15 protein-coding genes are annotated in these 22101 nt (G+C 66.9%); 8 read left to right on the forward strand and 7 right to left on the reverse strand.

The features are described from left to right. From LLH23_22750 to LLH23_22770, 5 genes are all read right to left on the reverse strand, one after another. Positions 1-555, reverse strand: a 555-nt coding sequence (locus LLH23_22750; GenBank protein MCE5241295.1) for an acyl carrier protein, incomplete at its 3' end; no start/stop codon positions are given. A 27-nt stretch (positions 556-582) separates the two neighbouring features. Continuing rightward, positions 583-1947, reverse strand: a complete 1365-nt coding sequence (locus LLH23_22755; GenBank protein MCE5241296.1) for a hypothetical protein — start codon at positions 1945-1947, stop codon at positions 583-585. 81 nt (positions 1948-2028) lie between these two features. Continuing rightward, a complete protein-coding gene (locus LLH23_22760) occupies positions 2029-3306 on the reverse strand; it encodes a Gfo/Idh/MocA family oxidoreductase (GenBank protein ID MCE5241297.1) in 1278 nt (425 codons plus the stop codon). A gap of 115 nt (positions 3307-3421) precedes the next feature. Then, complete coding sequence (locus tag LLH23_22765) at positions 3422-5797, reverse strand: DUF4091 domain-containing protein (GenBank protein ID MCE5241298.1); 2376 nt, start codon at positions 5795-5797, stop codon at positions 3422-3424. Positions 5798-5830: 33 nt separating this feature from the next. Further along, positions 5831-9433: a DUF6259 domain-containing protein gene (locus tag LLH23_22770; protein ID MCE5241299.1), complete on the reverse strand. Its 3603-nt coding sequence runs from the start codon at positions 9431-9433 to the stop codon at positions 5831-5833. Positions 9434-9677: 244 nt separating this feature from the next. Here LLH23_22770 and LLH23_22775 point away from each other — a divergent pair, with 244 nt between their 5' ends. From LLH23_22775 to LLH23_22785, 3 genes are all read left to right on the forward strand, one after another. Next, complete coding sequence (locus tag LLH23_22775) at positions 9678-12350, forward strand: tetratricopeptide repeat protein (protein MCE5241300.1); 2673 nt, start codon at positions 9678-9680, stop codon at positions 12348-12350. A 199-nt stretch (positions 12351-12549) separates the two neighbouring features. Next, on the forward strand, positions 12550-13695 hold the full coding sequence (amrS, locus tag LLH23_22780; GenBank protein MCE5241301.1) for an AmmeMemoRadiSam system radical SAM enzyme: 1146 nt from the start codon (positions 12550-12552) through the stop codon (positions 13693-13695). Positions 13696-13729: 34 nt separating this feature from the next. Next, positions 13730-14716 carry a DUF362 domain-containing protein gene (locus LLH23_22785; GenBank protein MCE5241302.1) on the forward strand — a complete coding sequence of 329 codons (987 nt, stop codon included), beginning with the start codon at positions 13730-13732 and terminating at the stop codon, positions 14714-14716. Here LLH23_22785 and LLH23_22790 read toward each other — a convergent pair whose 3' ends face one another. Continuing rightward, positions 14717-15250, reverse strand: a complete 534-nt coding sequence (locus tag LLH23_22790) for a macro domain-containing protein (protein MCE5241303.1) — start codon at positions 15248-15250, stop codon at positions 14717-14719. 116 nt (positions 15251-15366) lie between these two features. Here LLH23_22790 and LLH23_22795 point away from each other — a divergent pair, with 116 nt between their 5' ends. Further along, a complete protein-coding gene (locus LLH23_22795; GenBank protein ID MCE5241304.1) occupies positions 15367-16440 on the forward strand; it encodes a hypothetical protein in 1074 nt (357 codons plus the stop codon). Between the two features lie 17 nt (positions 16441-16457). Here LLH23_22795 and LLH23_22800 read toward each other — a convergent pair whose 3' ends face one another. Continuing rightward, positions 16458-18518, reverse strand: coding sequence for an FAD-binding protein (locus LLH23_22800; protein MCE5241305.1), 2061 nt, complete (start codon positions 18516-18518; stop codon positions 16458-16460). Between the two features lie 163 nt (positions 18519-18681). On the opposite strand from LLH23_22800, the gene LLH23_22805 reads away from it, so the two are divergent. The 4 genes from LLH23_22805 (at position 18682) to LLH23_22820 (ending at position 22086) form a co-directional block, all read left to right on the forward strand. Next, on the forward strand, positions 18682-19341 hold the full coding sequence (locus LLH23_22805; protein MCE5241306.1) for a prepilin-type N-terminal cleavage/methylation domain-containing protein: 660 nt from the start codon (positions 18682-18684) through the stop codon (positions 19339-19341). Between the two features lie 217 nt (positions 19342-19558). Beyond that, the gene (locus tag LLH23_22810) at positions 19559-20173 is read left to right on the forward strand and encodes a DUF1559 domain-containing protein (GenBank protein ID MCE5241307.1); all 615 of its coding nucleotides are present in this window, start codon (positions 19559-19561) and stop codon (positions 20171-20173) included. Positions 20174-20324: 151 nt separating this feature from the next. Further along, complete coding sequence (locus LLH23_22815; protein MCE5241308.1) at positions 20325-21059, forward strand: DUF1080 domain-containing protein; 735 nt, start codon at positions 20325-20327, stop codon at positions 21057-21059. A gap of 88 nt (positions 21060-21147) precedes the next feature. Next, the gene (locus tag LLH23_22820) at positions 21148-22086 is read left to right on the forward strand and encodes an aminotransferase class IV (protein MCE5241309.1); all 939 of its coding nucleotides are present in this window, start codon (positions 21148-21150) and stop codon (positions 22084-22086) included. Positions 22087-22101 lie beyond the last annotated feature (15 nt).

Raw genomic sequence — 22101 nt, forward strand, 5'->3', positions numbered from 1 at the left:
TGCGGGTGCGAGATCACCCACGGTGCGTACACCAGTTGGGAAGAGAACAGCCAGCGGCGAGGCGAGCTTCTGCACGGCAGCCACGACGAGGACGACCGGCAGCCACCACACCACTACGAGCGGCCATGCCACGTACCATGCGATGTCTGCTTGGTACAAGCTCCAGGCCAGGCCCAGGCAGATGAGCAAAGTCGCCAGGCCGACCGCGATAGCGAGTGGTCGGGGCAGTTGCAGTTGCGGCAATGCCACGCCAGCGCTCTCGCTCCATGTGCCCCAACGCCGCCGTCTAGCCCAGGCAGGCAGCGCCTCTGCCAGTGGCGTCGCAGGCGTGATGTCCCTGCGACGTAGGCCCGTCACCTCCTGCAGGCCGCGGCGCAGCCGATAGAAGACCCGGCTGGTCATGCAGACACCGTCTCCCACAGGCCGCCCCAGCTTCGCCATTACCACTTCGTACAGGTCCCCTACCGTGCGCACATCTGCGAGTTCCTTGTCGGGGAGGTCAATGCGGAACTCATCCTCGAGTGCCATGATGATCTCAATGGCATTGAGCCCCATCAGACATCGCCTCCTGAGCGGACGATTCTAGTGGATCTTCCTGAGCAACTCCACCGACTTCTTGGCGATCAGCTTGCCGGCCTCGGGGACGAGCTTGCTGGAGCAGGCGTGGCGGGGCTCGTACCCGCCGCCCCTGGGGCCCAGCGCCTTCTCGTCGGGCACGTAGCCGACGCAGCCGTTCGCCAGCTCCACCACCATCGTCTGCGCGAACGGCGACTTGGCCTTGATGTCCAGGCCGAAACAGCAGAAGTACTCGGCCGGGTTCGAGACCAGCCCGAGCGGGCCGATGCGGATGGCCTGGATCTCGGTCGGCACCTCCGGCTCGGACTTAATCCACTCGGCCAAGCGCAGCATGTCGTCCGCGTTCACGAAGTCGGCGCTGCGCTCTCCCTGGTGCCCCTTGAGGTACTGCTGCGCCTGCGCGATCATCTCCGCAGTCACCGGACGCATGGCGATGGGCATCACTTCATCGGCCACCGCGAGGGGCACGTCCTCGTGCTTCTCGCCCTCGATGGAGAGCCGCTCGATGACCTTCATCGCTTCGGCGGCGACGGTGGTGCCGACGTAGCGGCCGTAGCCCTCACCGTATTCGCGCGGACGGGGCGACTGGTTGTCCACCTGCGTCACGTCGCCACACGCGCCGTTGAGGAATACCGTGAGCACCTCGGGGCCGTACACGCCGCTGATGGCCTCGCGCAGGTAGTGGGGCCAGTCGGACGAGTACCCCGTGCCGCCAACGCCGACGGTGCCATGGAGCGTGTAGTTGACCAGGCAGCCCAGCAGTGTGGGAGCGGTCACCGACCGCGACTGTTCGGGGTCGGTGACCCCTCCCACGCCGTCCGCCGCGAAGACCGCGATGACTCCCACCTCCGGGTCAGTCGGCCCGGCGGTCTTGCGGATGTCGGGGTTCATCTTCCCCGGGTGGGTGCGCTCGTTGCCATCCTTCATCACAAAGCGGCGGTTGAAGGCGACGCTGCCCTCCTGGCCGCTGCCGATGGCGATGACGGCGGGCTGCTTGGCCCGGTCAGCCTCGGCCACGGCCGCGCCGATCTGTTTGCCGACGAAGTCGCAGTACCACTTCTCGGGGCGGCTGCCCAGACAGTCGCACGTCGGGCCGCCGCAGTGCGTGTGGCTGGCGCCGACCATGATGTTCCCGGCTGTGATGCCGCAGAGCTTGTGGGCGAGCTTGCGCCCGGCCTGCACCGTGGAGTGCTTGACCGACAGCGCGTCGAGCCCGACGAGCGCGACCCGCTCCTCGCCGTTGTCCACGACCATGGCCGTGGCGTACAGACCATCGTGCACGTGCGTCCCGGCGCGCGGGAAATGCCCTCCGGGGACGTTACAGCCCGGCGGGGGCGTGATGTTGGCGCGAGCAAAGCCGACCTTGAGCATGGGAACCTCCTGAAGCGTATGCACCGTGAGGTTCCCTGAACTGAGGAGCTATCCCTTCAGTGATGGACGCGTGTCGGGAGCCTACCCGATGTCCTCGATCTCGACGACCTTCCGGCCCTCCATGGCTTCATCGGCGGCGAAGCCGATGAGGTGGCCGTAGATCGAGTCCTCCAGTTGCGTCGTGGAGAGCGAGGGCGCCTCGCCCCGCACGACCGCCAGGAAGTCGCCCACCAGCCGCAGGTCACCCCCACCGTGCATGTCCATGGACACGTTCATGTCCACGATGTCCTCGCTGTACTCGTGGCCCGCGCGGGCGTCGGGGTAGCGGATCGCGAACTTGCCCTCCTCCATCTCGCCCTCGATCTCGCCGAGGGTGCCGACCAGGTGCATGGTGCGGCAGGGCTTGGCGGTGCCGGTGGTCATGGTGTGGGTGGCGACGCAGCCATCGGCGAAGTGCGCGATGACCGACTGGTGGTCCACGACATCATTGTCGCACTTCCACACGCAGCGGCCGTGGGGGTTGTCGGTACTCAGCGAGCGGAGCTTGTCCTCCTCGGTAGGGGTGCCCAGGTACTCCAGGCAGTGCCAGATGTACGTGCCCCACAGGTTCTGCTCCAGGTAGTGCTTGCGTGCCGAGTAGCGGCAGGTGGGCTCGATCGGGCAGTCCACAGTGCAGCGCGTACCGGCGCCTTCGGGGGCGTATTCGGGGCGGAAGTGCATGAGCGAGCCGAGGCTCGCCACGCGCAGCGGGCGAATACCGCTCTTCATCCAGGCGATCAGGTCGAGGTCGTGGCAGCACTTGGCCATCAGCATCGGGTTGCTGGTGGCCTTCTGGTTCCACTTGCCGCGCACGAAGCACGAGGCCATGTGGTGGTAGCTCACACGCTCGGTGGTGTTGACGGTCACGAGGTCGCCGATCTCCCCGGAAGCCACGCGCTTGCGGATCTCGGCATAGAACGGCGCGTGGCGCAGGACATGGCCGATGCACACGACGCGGCCGGTGCGGCGAGCCGTCTGCAGCAGCGCCAGCAACTCAGCCTTGGTCGGGCAGATGGGCTTCTCGAGCAGCACGTCATAGCCGGCTTCCAGCAGCGGCAGCGTCGTCGGCACATGATCGGCGTCCATGGTGCCGTTGATGATCGTGTCCGCGATCTTGCCGTGGGCGGCCAGTTGCTCGGCGGACTCGAAGCAGTTGGCCTCGGGGAAGCCGAAGCGCTCGCGGGCGCGCTCGCGCCGGACAGGATCAGGGTCGGCGACGCCGATGACTCGGAACTGGTCCGGATGGCGCTGCGCGTATGAGGCATACAGCACGCCGCGGTGCCCGGCGCCGACGATGATGGTGGTGAGGGGTTGGGACATGTGTAGGTCTACTCCAGTGTTAGTATGGGTGGGGCCGTAGGAGCGCCAGCTTCCAGCTGGCACGGGTGTTGCCAACTGACGTGCCAGCAGGAAGCTGGCGCTCCTACGGCAACGGCTACTTGCTGAGCCTCAGGATCTCCTTCGCGAGGCGCTCGCGCTCCTGCACGACCGCCTGCGGGTCGCGGGTGAAGTGCGTCAGGTCCTGCACCAGCGCTGCCGGCACCTCGGCCCGGTCGCCCGGCAGCTTCCCCTCCGCCAGCAGCTTCCGCAGCAGCAGGTAGGTCTCGTAGTCCTCCATGCCGTCGCGGATGTTCTCCAGGCGGATCGTCGCCAGCGGGCCGTTCACGCCGGCGCACATGATGCTGCCATCGCCGTTGTTGATCTGGTAGCTGGCGGGGTTCCAGTCCGTGCGCGGACCGGTAGTGATGAGCGTGTCATTGAGCGGCCAGCGGTTGACGGCATAGTACAGGAAGCCGCCGGGGCGGTACTTGGCCGTCATCGCGCCCATCAGCAGCCGCGCCTCGATGGCCGGGTACTCCACGAACCAGTTGGCGTACGGGTGCTGCGGGCCGATGCAGATGTACCACCAGATGTCGCGCCCGGCCTGCCGCGCCTCGGCGACCTTCGCGGCGTTCACGTCGAACTTCGGCGTCAGCGGCACCCAGATGTCCATGGCCGCGCCATCGGGCCGGTCCAGGCCGAAGCTGGGGTCGTACGCCGTCGTCATCACCGGGATGCCGGCGAAGCGCTGGTGGAGCCTCGTGGCGGTCTGGAAGACGATGTCGCGCTCGCTGGTGGGGCGCTCATCGAAGCAGTAGATGTAGCACAGGTCGCGCACCCCGGCCTCAGTCACGACCCGCATGTAGTCCTCGATCTTCGCCGCCTGCTCGTCAAGCTTGCGCCAGAACGCCTCGGGCTTGAAGTCCTTGCCGGTGGGCGCGTTGATGTAGCTGAGGTTGATGGCGTTGAGGCCCACCGCCTTCAGCTCGCGCAGGCGCGCGGCGTCCCAGGTGGGGACCTGGCCGTAGATGCTGCCGGGGTTGAGGTGGTACTCCTGCAGCATCCAGTCCTCGTACCGTCGGTTCATCTCCGGCAGCTTGTCCTCCGGGTAGAGCTTGCTGGACAGGCCCCGGAACGAGAGGGCCGTGCGGAGGCTGGAGTGGTCCGGCAGCATGAAGTCCCAGACGCGCACCCGCAGGCGCACCTCCTGGGGCCTGGCGCCGTCGGCGGAGACCGTCAGATGGCCGGTGTAGTCGCCGGCTGCGGCGTCCTTGGGCACACTGACAGTCAGCCATAGCGGCAACACCTCCGCCGCCGGGACCACGGGCACGCTGGACATGAAGTCCAGCAGCGGGTCGGGGTACCAGCCCGGCCCGGGGGTGCCGTACGACGGCTGCTTGCAGTCCACATAGCCGACGACCCGCACGGTCGCGGGCAGCGTGCCGCCCTTGCCGTTGCCCAGCGGCGAGAGGTGCCAGGTCACGTTCTTGAGGTCGCCTTCCAGCGGGAACACGATCACCTGCAGGCTTTCGTGCTCATTGCGGGCAGCGCTGAGCGTCTGCGTCCCCTCGAAACGCGAGGCGAACCGGCTCTTGTCCAAGAAGACCTTCTGCATCGGCGACTCGACGCCGAGCACGAACTGGTCGGCCTGCTGCGTCCGGGCATACGCCGCCGCCTGCAGGCGCGGCACCAGCGGGCGCACGGCCTGCAGCTCCCGCGCCAGCCGGTCCGCGCGCCGCCGCGTCGCCAGCGCCTCATCGTATGACGCGATCTTCCCGGAGGCCACGCGGTCGCGCAGCGCCACAGCTTGGTCCTGCAGTCGGGGGAGGGTCACGACGCCCTCGCGCAGATCGGCCGGCAGGGCCTGGAGCGACAGCTTCAGGAGCGCCACTTGCTGCTGCAGCGCGATGGCCTCGCGCGCCAAGTCGGCGCTCCGCGCCCGCAGGTCCAGCGTGAGCCTGACCGCGTCCACATAGAGCGTGTAGGTGCGGGCCGGTTGGCTGACGTAGAAGTGCAACTCCGCTACCGCCGCCGCGTTGATCGTGGCGGCGATGTCCCTGACCGGCACGCTGAGCACCGACGCCTGCTTCGACCCCACCGAGAACGGCATGGCGAAGCGTGCTCCCGAGCTGTCTCGGATATGGACCTTGATCTCGGCGGGGGCGTCCTGCGGGTCGTACACGGTGAATTGCAGGGCGGCGAAGGGAGTGAAGTCCGAGACGGCCAGCGTGCCGTTGGCCGCGGTGGCGATGACCGCCGGCCACTGCTCCTTGCCGGGCGCGTACTGCTCGTATGTGATGGCCGCGGCCGCTCTGCCGTGGGCCGCCCAGGCCGTGGTCTGCGCGAACTGTGTCTGCGCCCGGACTGACCATCCCGCCAGATCGGCGGCGTTCTCGAAGTCGTACAGCAGCAATCCGTCGGCATCCCCGGTCGGGGCAGCGTGGACCACCACGGCCGCCAGGGCCAGCAACGTCAGCATCATCACCCGCATGTCAGCACTCCCTCAACTTGATCGGCGATGCCGCTACTGCCACGGCACCGTGTCCACCATCTGTCCCAGCCGCAGCAGCTTCAGGCAGACGGGCTTGGCGTCGGCGGGGAGCTTGGTCAGGTCCAGCGTGGCCGCCGCGCCCCTGGCGTCCTGGGTGAGTACGTTCTCACCCTTCGCATTCGCGAGCACCAGTTGCCCACCCTTGGCGTCCCTGATCTGCACCTGCCCCTGCGGACGCAGGGCCAGCACGCGGGGCAGGAAGGCGACGCAGGCGACATCGTCCCGGTCCAGGTAGAGGGTGATCTTGCCGCCAACGACCGGCAGCTCCTGACCGGTGAGCAGCTCGATGACGTGCGCACCGCGGAGCGTTGCGGGCACGATGAGCGCCTCGCCCTCGAACGTATGGCCGGTGGCGTTGTAGAGGTGGACCATGACCTTGCCCGCGCCGGCGAAGCGGTTGCCGTAGACGAAGGGCGCGAGAGTGGGGCAGAGGGGGGTGTTGTCGCGCCCCTGGTACACGTCTTCGTTCTCATTGAGGATGTTGTACATGGCTGGTGAGAACGGGCGCTCAAACGACTCCACGGTATTCCAGAACTTCTTGCGGTTCAGGACGTCCATGCCGCGATGGTCCAGCTCGTAGGCCTTGCACTCGAGGAAGTAGAACCGCTGCAGGTTGCACTCCAACGGGCGCAGCGATGAGGCGACCACCGATAGATCATACGTGATGCAGCCCTCGATATGACGGAAGAGGTAGTCATACCCGGGGTGTTCGGTCGTGAGCACCAGGTCGGGCCGCACCTTGTCCATCTCGGCGTGGATCTGCTCGCAGGCGTCGGCCACGGCCTTGTTCCACTGGGTAATGCCGGGCTCCTGGAAGGTGTGCTTGTGGGTCGGGTCGTAGCAGCCCCAGCCGCGATGGCCGTACTCGTCCAGCCGGATGCCGTCAGCGCCGGTCTCGCGCATGACCCGGCCCATCGTCTGTGCCACCCACTGGCGCACCTCCGCCAGGTTGTGGCAGGGGTTCCAGACCTCGTAAGCAGTCGTCTTCTTGCCATCCACGCCGACGACGCCCCACTGCTCGCCGTACTTGCCGCCGATTTCGTTGTTGCTGTCCAGACGGAACGGGTCGGTGTACAGCGTCACCAGCGCGCCCATGTCCTTGTACGTCTGGACTGCCTTCCGGAACGCGGGCAGCCCACCGAAGCGCTCGTTGTAGCCCTTGTAGTCGCCCGGCTGGTTGTTCCACATCATCTGGCCCGTCACCGGGTCCTTGACGAAGTACGGCTGCCAGCCCTTGATCTGCGCCTGGGTCAACACCGTGTCGAGCTTGTCAAAGGGCGTCTTGAACGGGCCCAGCGGCGACCACTCCCACCAGCTCATCAGCTCCACGCAGTCATACCCCGGCTTGATGAAGTCGGTGCGATAGGCGCCGTCCTTGAACAGGATGTTGTGGCCCCAGCCCGGACACTCCATGTCGCGGATGCCCTGGAGGCGCGAGGGGAACGGCCGGAAGGTCCACACTCGGTGCGCCCAGTCCGCGTACGCCTTCATCGCCACATGCCAGTCCCCGGCGTGGACCGTGAGCAGAGCATCCGACGGCGCGAACGAAGCCGTCTTCTGCAGTTCCGCTGCATCGGTCAGACCCGTAGCGCGGGCGGCCCCGCCCGCGCCGCCGGGCTGCCCGGGACGTTCAGCCCCACGCGCCAGCGGCGCACGCGTCCGCCGCTCGTACTCATACGCCACCGACGTCCCCTCCACCGGCTCGAGCGGGTTGGTCCACTTGTACTCCGGCTTCAGGTTCATGGTGAGCCGCTCTTCGTTGCGCTCGGCCTGGCCCGCGGTGACCTTGCGCAGTGCCAGGACCTTATGCCAGCCCTGGTCGTCCAGCGCCCGGATGGACAGCCCGCAGCCGCGAGCCGGACTGAAGACGTCCATCACCTGGTACATGGCCTCGTAGTCGCCATAGCCGCGCCGGATGAGCGCCGGAAGCGTGCTGATGATCCCGCCGCCGGAGGGGAAGAAGTAGTAGTCATCCGCGGGCTTCTCAGAGACGGCCACCCCGGCGATGACCGGGAAGGCCAGCTTGAAGTCCACGGGCGCGCCCCCGGTGTTCGTCAGGTTCATGCCCAGCCGCAGGCCCTCGGCGGTCATCGTGGCCGTGAGCGCGGCGCGCAGAACGGGCGCTGCAGGAGCGGCGGGCGCCACCGTGGGGTCGCGGTCGGTGACCGCTCCCACTGCGCCCGTTGTGGGAGGGGTCACCGACCCCGACCCCGGTAGCGGCCCCTCCAGCGCCGCAGTGAAGCCATTCGGCACCGGTTTGAGCGCCGTCAGCTTGAAGTCCCGGCTGCCGGCATAGCGGGTGTTGCTGACCTCAACCAGGAAGAGCGGCGACGCCTCCGGCTGGCCCAGCATCTCGGACTTCGTGAGCAGGTTGCTCAGCGACCGCAGCGTCAGCTTCTCCCCGCGGGCGAACACGGCTCGCAGGTAGCCGCCGCTGAGGGTCGCCGACTGCGCGTCCACGCGGCACTGCGGCTTGAGCGGGATCACCTTGGGCGTGGCGGCGACGGGCGGAGCGATGTCCGGGGGCGGGGTCTGCGGGTGGATCGTGCGCGAGCCGCTGAGCGTGACGCCGGCGATCGTGACCGGCTGGGCCTGGGCGGTGATGACCAGTCCGGAGGGCTGCAGGGGGCGGCCGGCGGGAAGCTCCGCCCTCAGGCCGGCGAGGGCCGGATCGTTGAGGGCCTTGCCCTCGGACGACAGCCACTGCAGTCTGGGCGCGCCCTGGGCCTGGACGGCGACCTGCAGGGCCTCGAGCGTGTCGAAGGCAGTGGCGGTCCATTCCACGCGCGCCGATTGCCCCGCGGCGAGTTGCAGGCCCTGTGGGCCGGGCGTGACGCCCCGGGCCCCCGCATACAGGACGAGCTTCGCCGGGTCCTCCAGCGCCGGGGTGCGGCCGGGCTGCCAGGTGGCCTTGACCTGCGCCTGGCCAGTGACCAGGTACAGGCGCACCATGTACTCCCCGTTGCCGCCCGGGATGGTCAGCATCTCCTGGGTCCACGTCTTGCCATCGAAGGTGACACTGCTGTTCCCGCGCTTGCGGACGGGGTCAATGCCCAGGTACATGTAGTCGTCGGGCTTGGCCTCCGGGTTGCCGACCTTCCCGGGGGCCTTGTGGATGATGATCTCATTGACGCCGCGGGTCACTTCGCTCTTGGGTATGGCGATGTCGTACCAGTCCGGGTGCGGAGCGGTATTCTGCCTATACACAGGGGCCCCGGCGTCCGTCCGGATGACATGGGAGTGGCCGTTGACGAGCACCTCAAAGGCCTCGTCCAGGCCGTTGACCGCCGGTAGCTCGTGCCAGGAGTAGTCGTGAACTGTCAGGAAGATGGACAGCCGCACGGTCGCGGCCTGGTCCCACAGGGCCGCGGGCACGTCCGACAGGTCCAGTAGCTTCTTGGCCTGGTACGGCGGCGCGTTCTGGTGCGTGACATGGTAGCTCATGTGCCCGCCCCAGTTGCCCGTATCGTCGTGGACGACCGTCACGGCCTCGTTCACAGGCGTGACGAGGGAGGGGACGGCGTAGGCAGAGACGGCCAGCAAGAGGGCGTAGCAGCAAAGTGGCCAGGTGCGCATGGGGGGAGCCTCCGATCAGGTACGGCGCAGGTGAAGGGTGAGTATTCCCGGTGGAGCAGTGGGGTTCCTGCCAGGGCGGCCGCAGGGGGGGCAGATGGGTCGGATGGGCCATATTGCTATCGGGTTCTGCTTGATTTTATTGGGGCGGAGGGGTATGCTCATCGTGGAATATCAGAGGCGGGGTTCCGCCAGTCTGCCAGCGTGCGAGGATTCCAGGTCCTCACCTGCGAGGAGTGTGGAACTTATGTCACACCTACCGGCAAGACTTGTGCTCGTTGTCGTGGCCTCTTTCATCACCTGTACCGGCCTGTGTCTCGCCCAGGGGTTTGACATCGGCAAGACCCTGACTCCCACCTTCTCAGACATCGCCCTGCTCCCTACTCGTCTCACGTACTACAATCTGCACGATGACTCCGCGCGGGCGACGTACACCTGCTGCAAGCCATCGCAGGAGGAGCAGATCCGCAAGGCGCTGGCGGCGAACGCCGCCTTCCTGGAGCGCTACCCGCGGACCGACTACTCCGACGACACTTGCATGCACAACGCCCGCGTGAACTCGGTGCGCAAGAACTTCCGCTACCAGGTCGAGGCGCTGGAGATGCTCATCCAGCAGTTCCCCGACAGCGACCTGGCCGATGACGGCGCCTGGCGCCTGGCCCAGTGCTACATGGGCGACAAGGACCACGCCGCCGCCATCGAGGTGCTCAACATCCTCGTAACCCGCTACCCCGACAGCGCCTGGGCCGATGACGCCCTGTTTGCTCTCTCGCGGGAGCTACGCGAGGTGGATGACGAGCCCGAGGCGGTGCGGGCACTGCGCGACCTGGCGTACAAGTACCCCTCCAGCGACAACTGCCCTGCGGCTCTGGACGCCCTGGCTCAGAGCTACATGAAGGAGGAGAACTACGCCGCCGCCATCAAGGCCTCGATTGACCTGATCCGCCGGTACCCGTGCGCGGACTGCGCCGATGACGCCTACATGCGGATCGCCGAGGCCCATCGGCACGAGGGCCGCAACCCCGATGCCATGGAGGCCTACGTCAAGCTGATTGACCGCATGAGGGGTAGCTCGCTGGTCAACACGGCGATGCGAGAGTACAACACGCTGCTGCGCAACTCCCGCGGGAGCGGGCACCGCATCGCAGGCGAGCTGTACGAACCCACTGAGGAGGACACCGGGCGAGCCGCCCAGGACCTCTTCGACATCGCCATGCACCACCAGAACTACCGCGAGTACGCTGCGGCTGTTCAGACCTACCGTGAATTCGCCGGCCGCTTCCCCGGCTCCGACCAGTATGACGACGCGCTGTTCAACATCGGTTTCTGCTACCAGCAGATGAACATCCTCTTTGAGGACCTCAACAAGGCGAAGGGCCCCGAGGAGCTGTTCAAGCGGCAGACCGAGTTCGAGGACGCCACCGGCGCCTACGGAGCCCTACCCAAGGACAAGCTCTCGGCCGTCCGCAGCGCCTCCGACGCCTTCTCCGTCGTGGTGGACCGGCTGCCGGGCAGCCCGCTGCGCGACGACGCGCTGTATGAGATCGCGAAGTCCTTCGAGGACTCCGGCAAGGCCGCTGACGAGGCCGTCAGCTACCAGGAGCTGGTCATCAGCTTCCCCGGCAGCGACAAGGAGTTCGAGGCCCTCTACCGGATGCTGAAGTGGTACGCGGAGCCCGCCAACTGGGACAAGGCCCAGCAGTTCTACCCGGGACTGTCCAAGGCGTACCCCGGGATCTTCCCCAAAGCGCTGACACAGAACAAGACCACCTTCTACCAGCTCATGGGGGCCTACTCGCGGCACCTGAACTTCGCATGGTTCGAGTCGTTCGACCACCACATCCCCTATGACATGACGGCCACCGACCTGTGCTACGACGCCGACTTCAACATCGGCGCCTTGATGCTGAGCATGGGTGAGACGCAGGATGCGCTGAAGCGTCTGCGCCCGCTGTGTGAGATGCCCAGCAACGACTTCTGCGCTCCGGCCATCTGGCTGGTGGCGCAGGCCCAGGAGCGGCTGGGCCGCAAGGATGCCGCCGCCAACCTGTATGAGAAGTTGATGACGGACTTCGACTGGAGCGGCCTGGCAGATGACGCCAAGATGGCCCTGGCACAGCTCAACGCCGGCGGCGCGGACGCGAAGCGCTACGCCGACCTCGCCGGCCAGAAACTCGGGCGCGATCTCAGCGCCTTCGACTGCTATGTGGGCCAGCAGGTCGTCGTCTTCGCCCCCTACACCGTGTCGGCGAAGATGCGCGAGTACAACATGCCCAACATCTGGGAGAACGCGGCCGGGCTGATGGCCGACTGGACCGGCGAGACAGTGGGTGACAAGGTCCTGGTCTGCGTCGGCGATGGCACCGGAGCCAAGGACAAGGCCACGATCGAGGTCAGCGCGGCCGGCATCGCCGATCCGCCCCAGTGGTCGCTGGGCCTGGAGCAACTGGCCGGGTGCTACGTGACCAGCGCCTGCAGCGGCAAGCTGGGCGGGCTGGAGAAGACCTTCAGCAGTGGGCTGGCGCGATTCGCCGCCGCGAGTCTGCAGTACGACCTCGTGACCGAGACCCGCGACGCCATCGGCAGCGCCGCCGCCGTGGCCCTGCCGCAGGAGGAAGTGCTCCGCACCCGCGAGCAGTCGCTGGCGGCACTGGCCGACTATGTGCGCGAGCAGAAGGGCCCCCAGGATGTGAGCGCCGAGGTGGCCTGCGGCATGCTGTTCACGCTGCTGGACACGCGCGGCTTCTCGCGCAGCAAGCTCGTGGACCGGGAACCGTTCAGGGACCTGTTCGCCAGCCTCAAGCGCGATGGCGGGGGCGCGGAAGGGCTGGCCGGAGCCCTCAATAGCTGCCTGGGCGGCGGGTGTGAGCAACTGCTGCAGCAGTGGAAGCTCGGGCCGGCTCGGTCGGCGATGAACTGAGGGCCCCCCAGCACAGGCGCGGGGCGGTATGGGCCGGACTGTGGCGGGGCGGAGGGGCGCGGGACCAAGCCCGCGACAAGATGAGTAACCCGGGGCGTCTGTAGCCCGCTTCTGACTGCCGTGCGCGGCAGCAGAACGGCGCGCCAGGCGCCCCGTGCATGGCGGGGGAACCTCGCAAAGGAGCAGTCAGGACACGAGCATGGGTGCCATGGATCGCCGCGGCTTTCTCGATACCTGCGCGAAGGGGTGTATGGCGGCGGGGATCGCGCCCATGCTGAGCCGCGTGCCCGACGTGCCCCCGATGGCCATGGGCGCTGTCGGCAACGTGTCCAACGTCCCCGCACGCTACTTCAAGCCGCTTGAGAACCAGGAGATCAAGTGCCTGTTGTGTCCCCGGCACTGCCAGATCCGCCCCGGCGAGCGGGGCCTGTGTGGCGTGCGTGAGAACGTGGACGGCGTCTACGTCACCAAGGTCTACGGCAAGCCGGCCGCCATCCATGGCGACCCGATGGAGAAGGGCCCCTTCTTCCATTTCCTCCCCGCCACCAAGACGCTGGCCCTGGGCACCGCCGGGTGCAACCTGACCTGCATGTACTGCCAGAGCTGGCAGTTCGCCCAGCGCCGCCCCGAACAGACCGACAACGAGAGCCTGCCCCCCGACGAGCTGGTGGCCCAGGTGCGTAAGTACGGCCTGCGCAGCATCACCTTCACATACAGCGAGCCGATGGTCGCGGTGGAGTACCTGGCCGACACCGCCAAGGCCGCCCACGCCGCCGGCATCAAGATGGCGATGCACACCTCGGCGAGTTGCAACCCCGGGCCCCTCAAAGACATCTGCGGGCTCATGGACGCGGTCAACATTGACCTGAAGAGCTACTCGCGCAGCTTCTACGACGATGTGGTGGGCTGCAAGATAGACACGATCCTCGAGAACACCAAGCTGGTCGCCGGCAGCGACGTGTGGCTGGAGCTGACTTTCCTGGCGGTGCCGGGCTACAACACCGACCCGGCGGTCTTCAAGCTCATGTGCCAATGGATCGCCATCACGCTCGGCGACCAGGTCCCGCTGCACATCTCCCGCTTCTTCCCGGCCTACCGCCTGCGTAACGTCCCGGCTACCTCGACCGACACGCTGAAGGACCTGCGCAAGATCGCGTACGACACGGGGCTGCGGTACGTCTACCTGGGCAACATGGCGGGCGACCCCAGCGAGAGCACCTACTGCCCCAAGTGTGGCATGATGGTCGTCCGCCGCGTGGGCTACGAGGTCAGTAACACCGGCCTGGACCTGAGAAGCGGCAAGTGCACGAAGTGTGGGATGAAGATACCGGGGCAGTGGACGTAGATGCTCCTCCCCGCAAGGTAGTGGTAAGTCTCGGATGGACCGCAGGGATTTCCTGAAGACAGGGCTGGTGGCAGCGGGCGCGTCGCTGGGTCCAGGCTTGCTAACCCCGGCGCAGGCCGCCGGCGGCGCGGTCGTGGCCGTGGCGCAGAACGCGGGCCTCGAGCAGATGGAAGAGGCGGTGGCGGCGGAGGTCATCCGCCGCATGACCTTCACGGCCATCGCCGACGCTGTGCAGGCGCCGAGCGTGCAGGAGGCCGTGAAGCAGCTCTTCAAGCCCACCGACGTGGTCGCCCTCAAGCTCAACTGCATCGCGCCGGAGATCTCCCCACAGCCGGCGGTCGTCAACGCCGTCGTCGAAGCCCTGACCTTCGCCGGAGTAGACAAGAAGAACGTCATCATCTTCGACAAAGAGGACCGCGACCTGACCGCCGCCGGCTACACCTGCACCGCCACTGGCCCGGGCCCGATGGTCTACGGCACCGTCGGCCCCACCAAGAACCCGGGCTATGAGGACCGCTTCACCGAGCAGGGCCAGACGGCATTCTGTCTGAGCAAGATTGTCACCCGCGAGGCCACCGCCATCGTCAACATCCCGGTCATCAAGCAGCACACCTTCGCCGGGATGACCTGCGCCCTCAAGAACCACTTTGGCAGCATCCACAACCCGGAGGACTTCCACTACATCGGCGGGTGCAACCCGGCGGTGGCCGATGTGAACCTGGCCCCCGCCCTGCGCCAGAAGCAGCGCCTGTGCGTGGTGGACGGCATCTACCTGCAGTACGAGGGCGGGCCGTCGTACAACGCGGCGTACGTAGACTACTACGGCAGCATCATCGCCTCACGTGACCCGGTGGCGCTGGACACGGAGATCATCATTCTGCTGGACATGATCCGCAAGCAGCACGATCTGCCGCCGCTGGGTGAAGCCATTCGCCCGCCGAAGCATGTCGCGACGGCGGCCTCCTACGGGCTGGGCTGCGGCGACCCGGCGCAGATCAGGCTGGCGGTCCGGAGCGTGTGATCACAGCGCCGCGGCGAAGATCGCTGTCGTCTCGTCGTCGAACAGCACGAAGTCTATCTGCTTGACGGTGGGGGTGGGGGTGTGCTGCAGGTAGTCACGCGCCGCGGCCATGAGGATCGTGGCGGCGCGCTCCTTGGGGAACCCGAAGATCCCGGTCGAGATGGCGGGGAACGAGATGCTCGTCAGGCCCAGGTCGTGGGCGGCCAGGAGCGCCTGTCGGGCTGTGCTGGCGAGCTTCTCATCGCCCTCCGGGTCGCCGCCGCGGGGGCCGACGGCGTGGATGACATAGCGGGCGGCGAGCGTCCCGGCCCCGGTCACGGCCACCTGGCCCTCCGGCACGAACCCGGCGGCATCGGACTCGCGCTGGATCTCCGGGCCGCCGCGGCGCACGATCGCCGCCGCCACGCCGCCCCCGTGCTGCAGCCATGAGTTCGCGGCATTGACGATGGCGTCCGTCTCGGCCAGCGTCAGGTCGCCCTGCAGCACGCGGATGACGCCGGCGCCGGCTTCGGCCTGCGCGATGAGCTTTGACATGGGATCACCTCGGTCGTCGGGCCCGTATGGGGGAACATTCCACCCCCCCGCGCGTCTGCCCTTCAGGTGTGCGGGCGAGACTGCCCGCGCCGCCCGTCATCTTCAGGAAGACTGACATGCCCAGACATCTTCTCGTGCTTCTATGCGTTACCGTGAGTTCGCTCACCGGCGTCGCCGGCGCCGACGGCCTGCAACGCGTATTGCAGGCCTACCAGCGCGGCCAGTACGAGGAAGTCATCCGCCTGGCGACTGACGCGCTTGACAGCCGCCAGCCGCAGCCGGAGGCGTACCACTACCTGCGCGGCATGGCGGCCTTCCGCATCGCGTGGTTCGGGCAGGCGGAGGAGGACCTGGCGCCCCTGGCCGCGCGCGGTGAGGGCGGCGCATGGGGCCAGGCGGCTGACCTCGTGGCGCGGATCCGGCGCTCGCGTGAGCTGGCTCCGCGGAACGTGCGGGAGGTCGTGTCCGGCCGCCGGGTGGTCTTCCGGGTCTACTTCGATGAGGATGACAAGTGGACCGGCGCTCTGTTCAACGCCCTCGACGACACCTATCGCGTTGTATGCGATCTCTACGGGATCAGACCTGTGGAGACGGCCGTCTTCGTGTTCGCCGACCAGGACCGTCACACGGCCTTCGCCGAGACCCTGACGGGGCAGGAGCTGAGCAGTTGGGCCTGGGCCAGCGGCGGTAACGGCATGCTGCTCTTCTGTCCGTACGCGCCAGGCAACGACTACCGCGAGTCGCCGAGCCAACTGCCCGAGTGCACCGCCCACGAGTACAGCCACTGTGTGACCCACCGTGTGCTGGGCAACGCCGCGATGCCGATGTGGCTGGATGAGGGCCTCGCGATGCACTGCGGCGCCCTGGTGCGCGACCGTGAAGTCGAGGACAATGATCTAGCGCTCACGCGCATGTGGACAGCCAAGCAGATCCTGCCCCTGCGAGCCGTGACGGAGCGGAACACCTTCTACGACGAGCAGATCGCCCCGTACGCCTACACGCAGGCCTACGCGATGGTGCGCTTCCTCATGTCGGAGTTACAGCGTGACGGCCTGCTCGAGGTGCTGAACAACCTCAAGCACGGGGGCAACTTCAACGCTGCGATGGAGGACGTCTGGGGCGGCAATGTGGACGCCTTCTACGAGGACTGGCTGGCCGCGACGCAGCGTCGCGTGCAGAAGTTCAAGTGACCGCCAACAGGTCCAGATCAGTCGTAGACGCGCTTCTCCCGCCACTCCCGCCACGTTGCCTCATACCACGAGTCATCGTCCGGCAGCGGCCGCACCGGCGTTGGCCAGGCCTCGAACTCCCCGCGTTCGTTCAGCCGCACCTCGATGATCTCCTGGCGCATCTCCAGATTCTCCGCCCGGTGGGGCAGGCGCGGTCCCTGCGCCGTCTCGACCACGAGGTTCCCCTCGCGGTCCAGCACCATGTACGCCCCGCGGCTGCCCCCGCCGCGTGACAGCAGGTCGGCGATGGCCGTCAGGAAGGCCACATGAGTCAGGCACAGGTGGTGGTTCTGCACGGCCTCCGGGAGTTGCTCCGGCCCGGCGACGCGCATCCCTGAGCGGATACGCCTGAGCAGCTTGCGGGCATCGTCCAGGGCCTCCTGCACGCGCTCGGGAGACCGCACGAAGGCCGCGTCCTCGGTCATGCGCTGCTGGATCTCGCGGCGCACGTCGGCACAGCGCGGCGCCCGAGTGGTGGCCGTCAGATGGCCCTTGAGCAGGCTGATCTCCTCGGCAATCTGATCGCGGGTGACGGCGAGCAGCTCCGTCTGGTCCAGTGTCTTCGGCCCATGGGCGGCGATGCACTGCGCGGCTCTCATGCCACCGACCTGCCCGGAGTTCAGCGCGCTGCCCCCCGGCCGGATGCCGTGCGTTCCGGCCACTTCCCCAATCGCGAACAGGTGCGGGATGGTCGTCTGCCACCACAGGTCCACGCTCAGCCCGCCGTTGCAGTGCTGCGAGCACACCGCAACCTCGAGCGGCTCGCGCAAGTCCACCCCGTGCTCGTGATAGAGGTCCACCGCGAGGGGGTTCATGTGCAGCAGGCGGCCCAGGGGGGTCTCCTGGGTCGCGCCCGAGCGCTCCAGGTACGTCCGCGCCTCGGGCGGGAGGGAGGCGAGGGACCACGCGTGGGGCGGCGTGTCCTCACGCCGCCGCCGTTGCGCGCGTGAGGACACACGCGCCCACGCGGCGCCCTCTGCCGGCGCGACGTTGTGCGTGAAGTCCATGTACACCCGCCGCCCGAGCTGGCGCTGCTCGTGGACCGCGATGTCCACCAGCGACGAGCCGTACTCCTGCAGCCGCGCGGCGTGGAACGGCCACTGGTAGCCCTTCAGGAAGATGGCTCCCGCGATCTGCTCAGGCGTCTCGTAGTAGTCACGGAGGAAGTCGTAGCGCTTGCCGCTCTCGTCGTCGCTGAAGTAGCTGGGGATGACTTGCTGGTACGTGCCCGACAGGTTCCACCGGAATCCCGTGGACGCCAGACCGAACTGTGTCTCGCTCAGGTTGTTGGCCTGAGCCCCGATCTCCAGGGCGAGTCCGTGGTTGCCGATCTGCCCGGGTGGGTAGACCGACAGCTCGTACATCTCGCCCGGCCCGCCCGTGGCGAGGACGACGTTGTCGGCGAAGAAGACCGTCAGGCCCATGTCCGGCGCGTCGAGGCGTTGGCGATTCAGGGCCAGCGCGCCGACGACGCGTGGGGCTGTAGGGCGGGGTACAAGCCCCCGCCCTACAGTGAGCAGCCGTATCACCTCGTACCCATCGAAGAACTGCGCCCCGGCCTGCCGGAGGCGCACCAGGGAGCACTGCACCATCTGCATCGAGGTCTTGGGTCCGGCCGACGTGGCGCGTTGGCGCGGGTCGTGGTCGGTCTTGTAGCCGACATAGGCGCCATAGCGGTTGCAGGGGAACTCGACTCCATTGCGCACGAGGTGGAAGAACTCCGGCAGCGACCCGAGGGCCTCGACATAGGCCAGGTCGCCGTGGCACATGCCGCCGTTGAACAGCGACCGGGCGAACTCCATCGGGCTGTCGGGCACGTCGCCGAACACGCCCATCTTGTAGTACGTCTGCTTGTCCGAGCCCGAATTGTTGGAGGTTCCGGCGCCCAGGCAGTCGGTCACGATCGCAAAGTCCTGCCCGAGTTCGTGCAGGTGCTCGGCGCAGTTGAGACCGGCGGCGCCGGACCCAATGATGAGGTTCGGGACGGTGTAGACAGGGATGTCGGCGAGGCCGGCGATCTCGATGTGGGCAGCGGTCATGGCATCACCTGGAGTTGGCGGATGGTCAGGCAGGAACAGTATAGCGCCTGGGCGGCGGCGGGGGCAATGAGTTCGGGGGAGGCCAGCAGGAACCCCCGGGGGAGATGGCGAAGTTACCACTTGAAGACCCATTCTGACCGTCACTCGGGAGGAGATGTGTCCTATGCGTCGTGGCTTTACGCTCATCGAGTTGCTGGTCGTGATCGCGATCATCGCCATACTGGCAGCGATCCTGTTCCCTGTCTTTGCCAAGGCCCGCGAGAAGGCCCGGCAGACCAGTTGCCTGAGCAATGTGCGCCAGCAGATGACCGCCTGGGTGGCATATGCCCAGGACTACGACGAAGTGACCGTGCGCAACACCGTCAACTACTCAGGCATGATGGCGACGGGCTATCCGCCAGCCGGCACGCCCCCGCTGCAACTGTGGCACCACAATCTCCATCCGTATTGCAAGAACGTGCAGATGTGGAACTGTCCGAGCTACGGCAACACCTACTACGGCCAGTACGGCAGCCCGGGCGGGTATGGGATCAACACCTACGTGTACGGCGTGGCCCTCGGGACGATCCAGCGGCCGGCGGAGATCGTCTGCATAGGCGAGTCGGCCGACGACAACGCCGGGAAGGCCTCGTACTACATCATGGACTGGGACACGCGGCTGGGCTCCTCTTCGGACAATGCCGCGCCGGTATCCGACCGCCACAACGACGGCGCCAACATCGGCTTCTGCGATGGCCACGCCAAGTGGCTGGGCTGGAAGAGCATCAGCTTCCGGGACGGCGCTGAACACGCCACGCCGCCTGGAACGAACGTCTGGTACTAAGCCGGAGAGGCCGAACCCGGCGCATCGGGACAACTGCGGGCGACGGCTCGGGGCGCATTCCTGCAAGGGGGTGCGCCCTTTCGTCTTGAGGGGAGTGGTCCTGGTGAGGCTGGCGCGAGCCGAAAGCTTCCGGGAAGTTCCGCGTGCGGCGCCAGGTTGCTGAGGTCGGGCGGCGAATAACTCTTTGTTGTATGTACCTTGAAAGGAGGAATGTCCGATGCGTCGTGGTTTTACCCTCATTGAACTGCTGGTCGTGATTGCGATCATCGCCATCCTGGCGGCGATCCTGTTCCCTGTCTTCGCGAAAGCGCGCGAAAAGGCGCGCCAGAGCAGTTGTCTCTCCAATGTCAAGCAGATGGGTCTGGCCTTCCTGCAGTACTCCCAGGACTACGACGAGATGCTCCCGTGGTACGTGGACACCAACTACAACTTCGCTACGATGGCCTGGTACCAGATCATGCAGCCGTATGTGAAGAACCAGCAACTCTGGACCTGCCCGTCGCAACGAGGCGGCATTGACTACGGCGTGGTGTACAACCACGTCAGTGGGGTGGGCACCAGCAAGCCTCTGGCGGAGATCCAGTTCCCGGCAGAGACCGGGATGCTGACCGAGACCGAGGGTCAGAACACTGCAGCCGGCCGGAGCGGTACGCTCTACCTGTGCTATTGCCCCTTCCACTGGGGGCAGGGCGCCATCAGTTGGGCGTACTACCGGGGCCTGGCCTGGCCGGGGCGTCACAATGATGGCAACAACTGGTGCTTCGTGGACGGCCATGGCAAGTGGCTGAAGTACCAGACGGCCATCACAACGCAACGGCTCTGGAACCACTAGCCCCATCCAGACTCAGGAGCAGCACCGCGCGCGGCCACCGTGGCCGCGCGCGTTTTCGCTCCGGGGCGCCTGCCAGGGAGGTGTTCGACTCGCCCGCCGGGAACACAGGGCGTGACTACCGGCCTGAGCGCCGGAATGCTGGAGGCATGAGATGGCGAACCTTGGCTATGACGATACCCCCTTCCTGCCCGGCGGCAAGTGGCGCGTGCATGACGGCACCCGCCCCCAGCCCCCGGTTGTGACTCCCGGCAAGTGCAGTGCCTGCCCGCCGTCCGATGCGGTTGTGCTGTTCGACGGCACCAGTCTGGACGGCTGGGTGCAGAAGAAAGATGGCGAGCCCTGCGCCTGGAAGCTCGAGAACGGCTACATGGAGGTCGTGCCGGGTACCGGGCAGATCCAGAGCAAGGCGAAGTTCGGCTCCTGCCAACTCCACCTGGAGTTCGCCGCGCCCGAGGTTGTCAAGGGCGAGAGCCAGGGACGCGGCAACAGCGGCGTCTTCCTGATGGGCCTCTACGAACTCCAGGTCCTAGACAACTACGACAACCCGACCTATCCTGACGGCACCGTGGGCGGCATCTACGGGCAGTACCCGCCGCTGGCCAACGCCATGCGCAAGCCCGGCGAGTGGAACACCTACGACATCGTCTGGGAAGCCCCGGTGTTCAACGGCCCGCAGCTCATCAAGCCGGCCTTCGTGACCGTGTTCATCAACGGGATTGTGATGCAGAATCGCCAGCAGCTCCTGGGCGTCACGAACCACCGCGTGCTGACGACCTATGCGCCGCACGATCCCGAGCTGCCGCTGGAACTGCAGGACCACGGCGACCTGGTGCGCTTCCGCAACATCTGGTACCGCCCGCTGTGCTTCTGCTGCTGCAAGGGATAGAGCCATTGATGGAGCGCGGGCTTTCCAGCCCGCGAGCGCGTGTCGCGGGCTGGAAAGCCCGCGCTCCATCGTGCCGAGGAGACCTCCCATGCCTGAACGCCTCGTCTACATCAGCGGCGAGTACTACCCCGAGGCTGAAGCGAAGCTCTCGATCTTCGACTCGGCCGTGCAGCTCGGGGACTGTGTCACCGAGTCCACGCGCACGTTCGCCCAGAAGCCCTTCAAGCTGCGGGCGCACGTCGAGCGGCTGTACAAGTCCCTGAAGATCTGCCGCTTCGATTGCGGCCTGACCGTGGATGAGATGGAGGCGCTCAGCCTCGAAGTGCTGAAGCGCAACCTCCCGGCCTACGGGCCGGACCAGGACCTGTGGCTGGTGCACAACATCTCGCGCGGGGCCTACCCGCCCAGCGGGGACCAGTCCACCAAGCGCCAGGCCACCATCGTCATCCACACCGCCCCGATGGACCTGCGCTACTGGGCGCGCTTCTATGTCCAGGGCTGCCACGCCGTCACCCCTCCCAGCCGCGCCATGCCCGCGGTCTCGCTGGACGCCAAGATCAAGAACCGCAGCCGCATGGCGTACACGCTGGCGGAGTTGGAGTGCAAGCTGGTGGACCCCAATGCCCAGGGCATTCTGCTGGACATCAACGGCTACCTGGCCGAAAACAAGGGCGGCAACTTCTTCGTGGTCAGCAACGGCGTGCTGAAGACCCCGCGCACGCTGCAGGCCCTCGCCGGCATCACCCGCGAGACGTGCCTGGAGATCGCCCAGAGCCAGGGCCTCCCGACGCTGGAGACGGACCTGCAGCCGTATGATGTCTACACCGCCGACGAGGCCTTCTTCACGAGCACACCGTACTGCATCATGCCGGCGACGAAGTTCAACGGTCTGCCCGTTGGCGACGGGACGGTGGGGCCGATCACCAGACAACTGCTGCAGGGCTGGGCGGAGCTGACCGGCGTAGATGTGATGGCGCAGGCGTTGGGGCAGTTGACGACAGAGGAGCGGGCAGAACTGGAGGCGTAGGGCCCGCCCTGTCCA

The sequence above is a fragment of the bacterium genome, from assembly GCA_021372615.1.
Taxonomy (GTDB): domain Bacteria; phylum Armatimonadota; class Zipacnadia; order Zipacnadales; family UBA11051; genus JAJFUB01.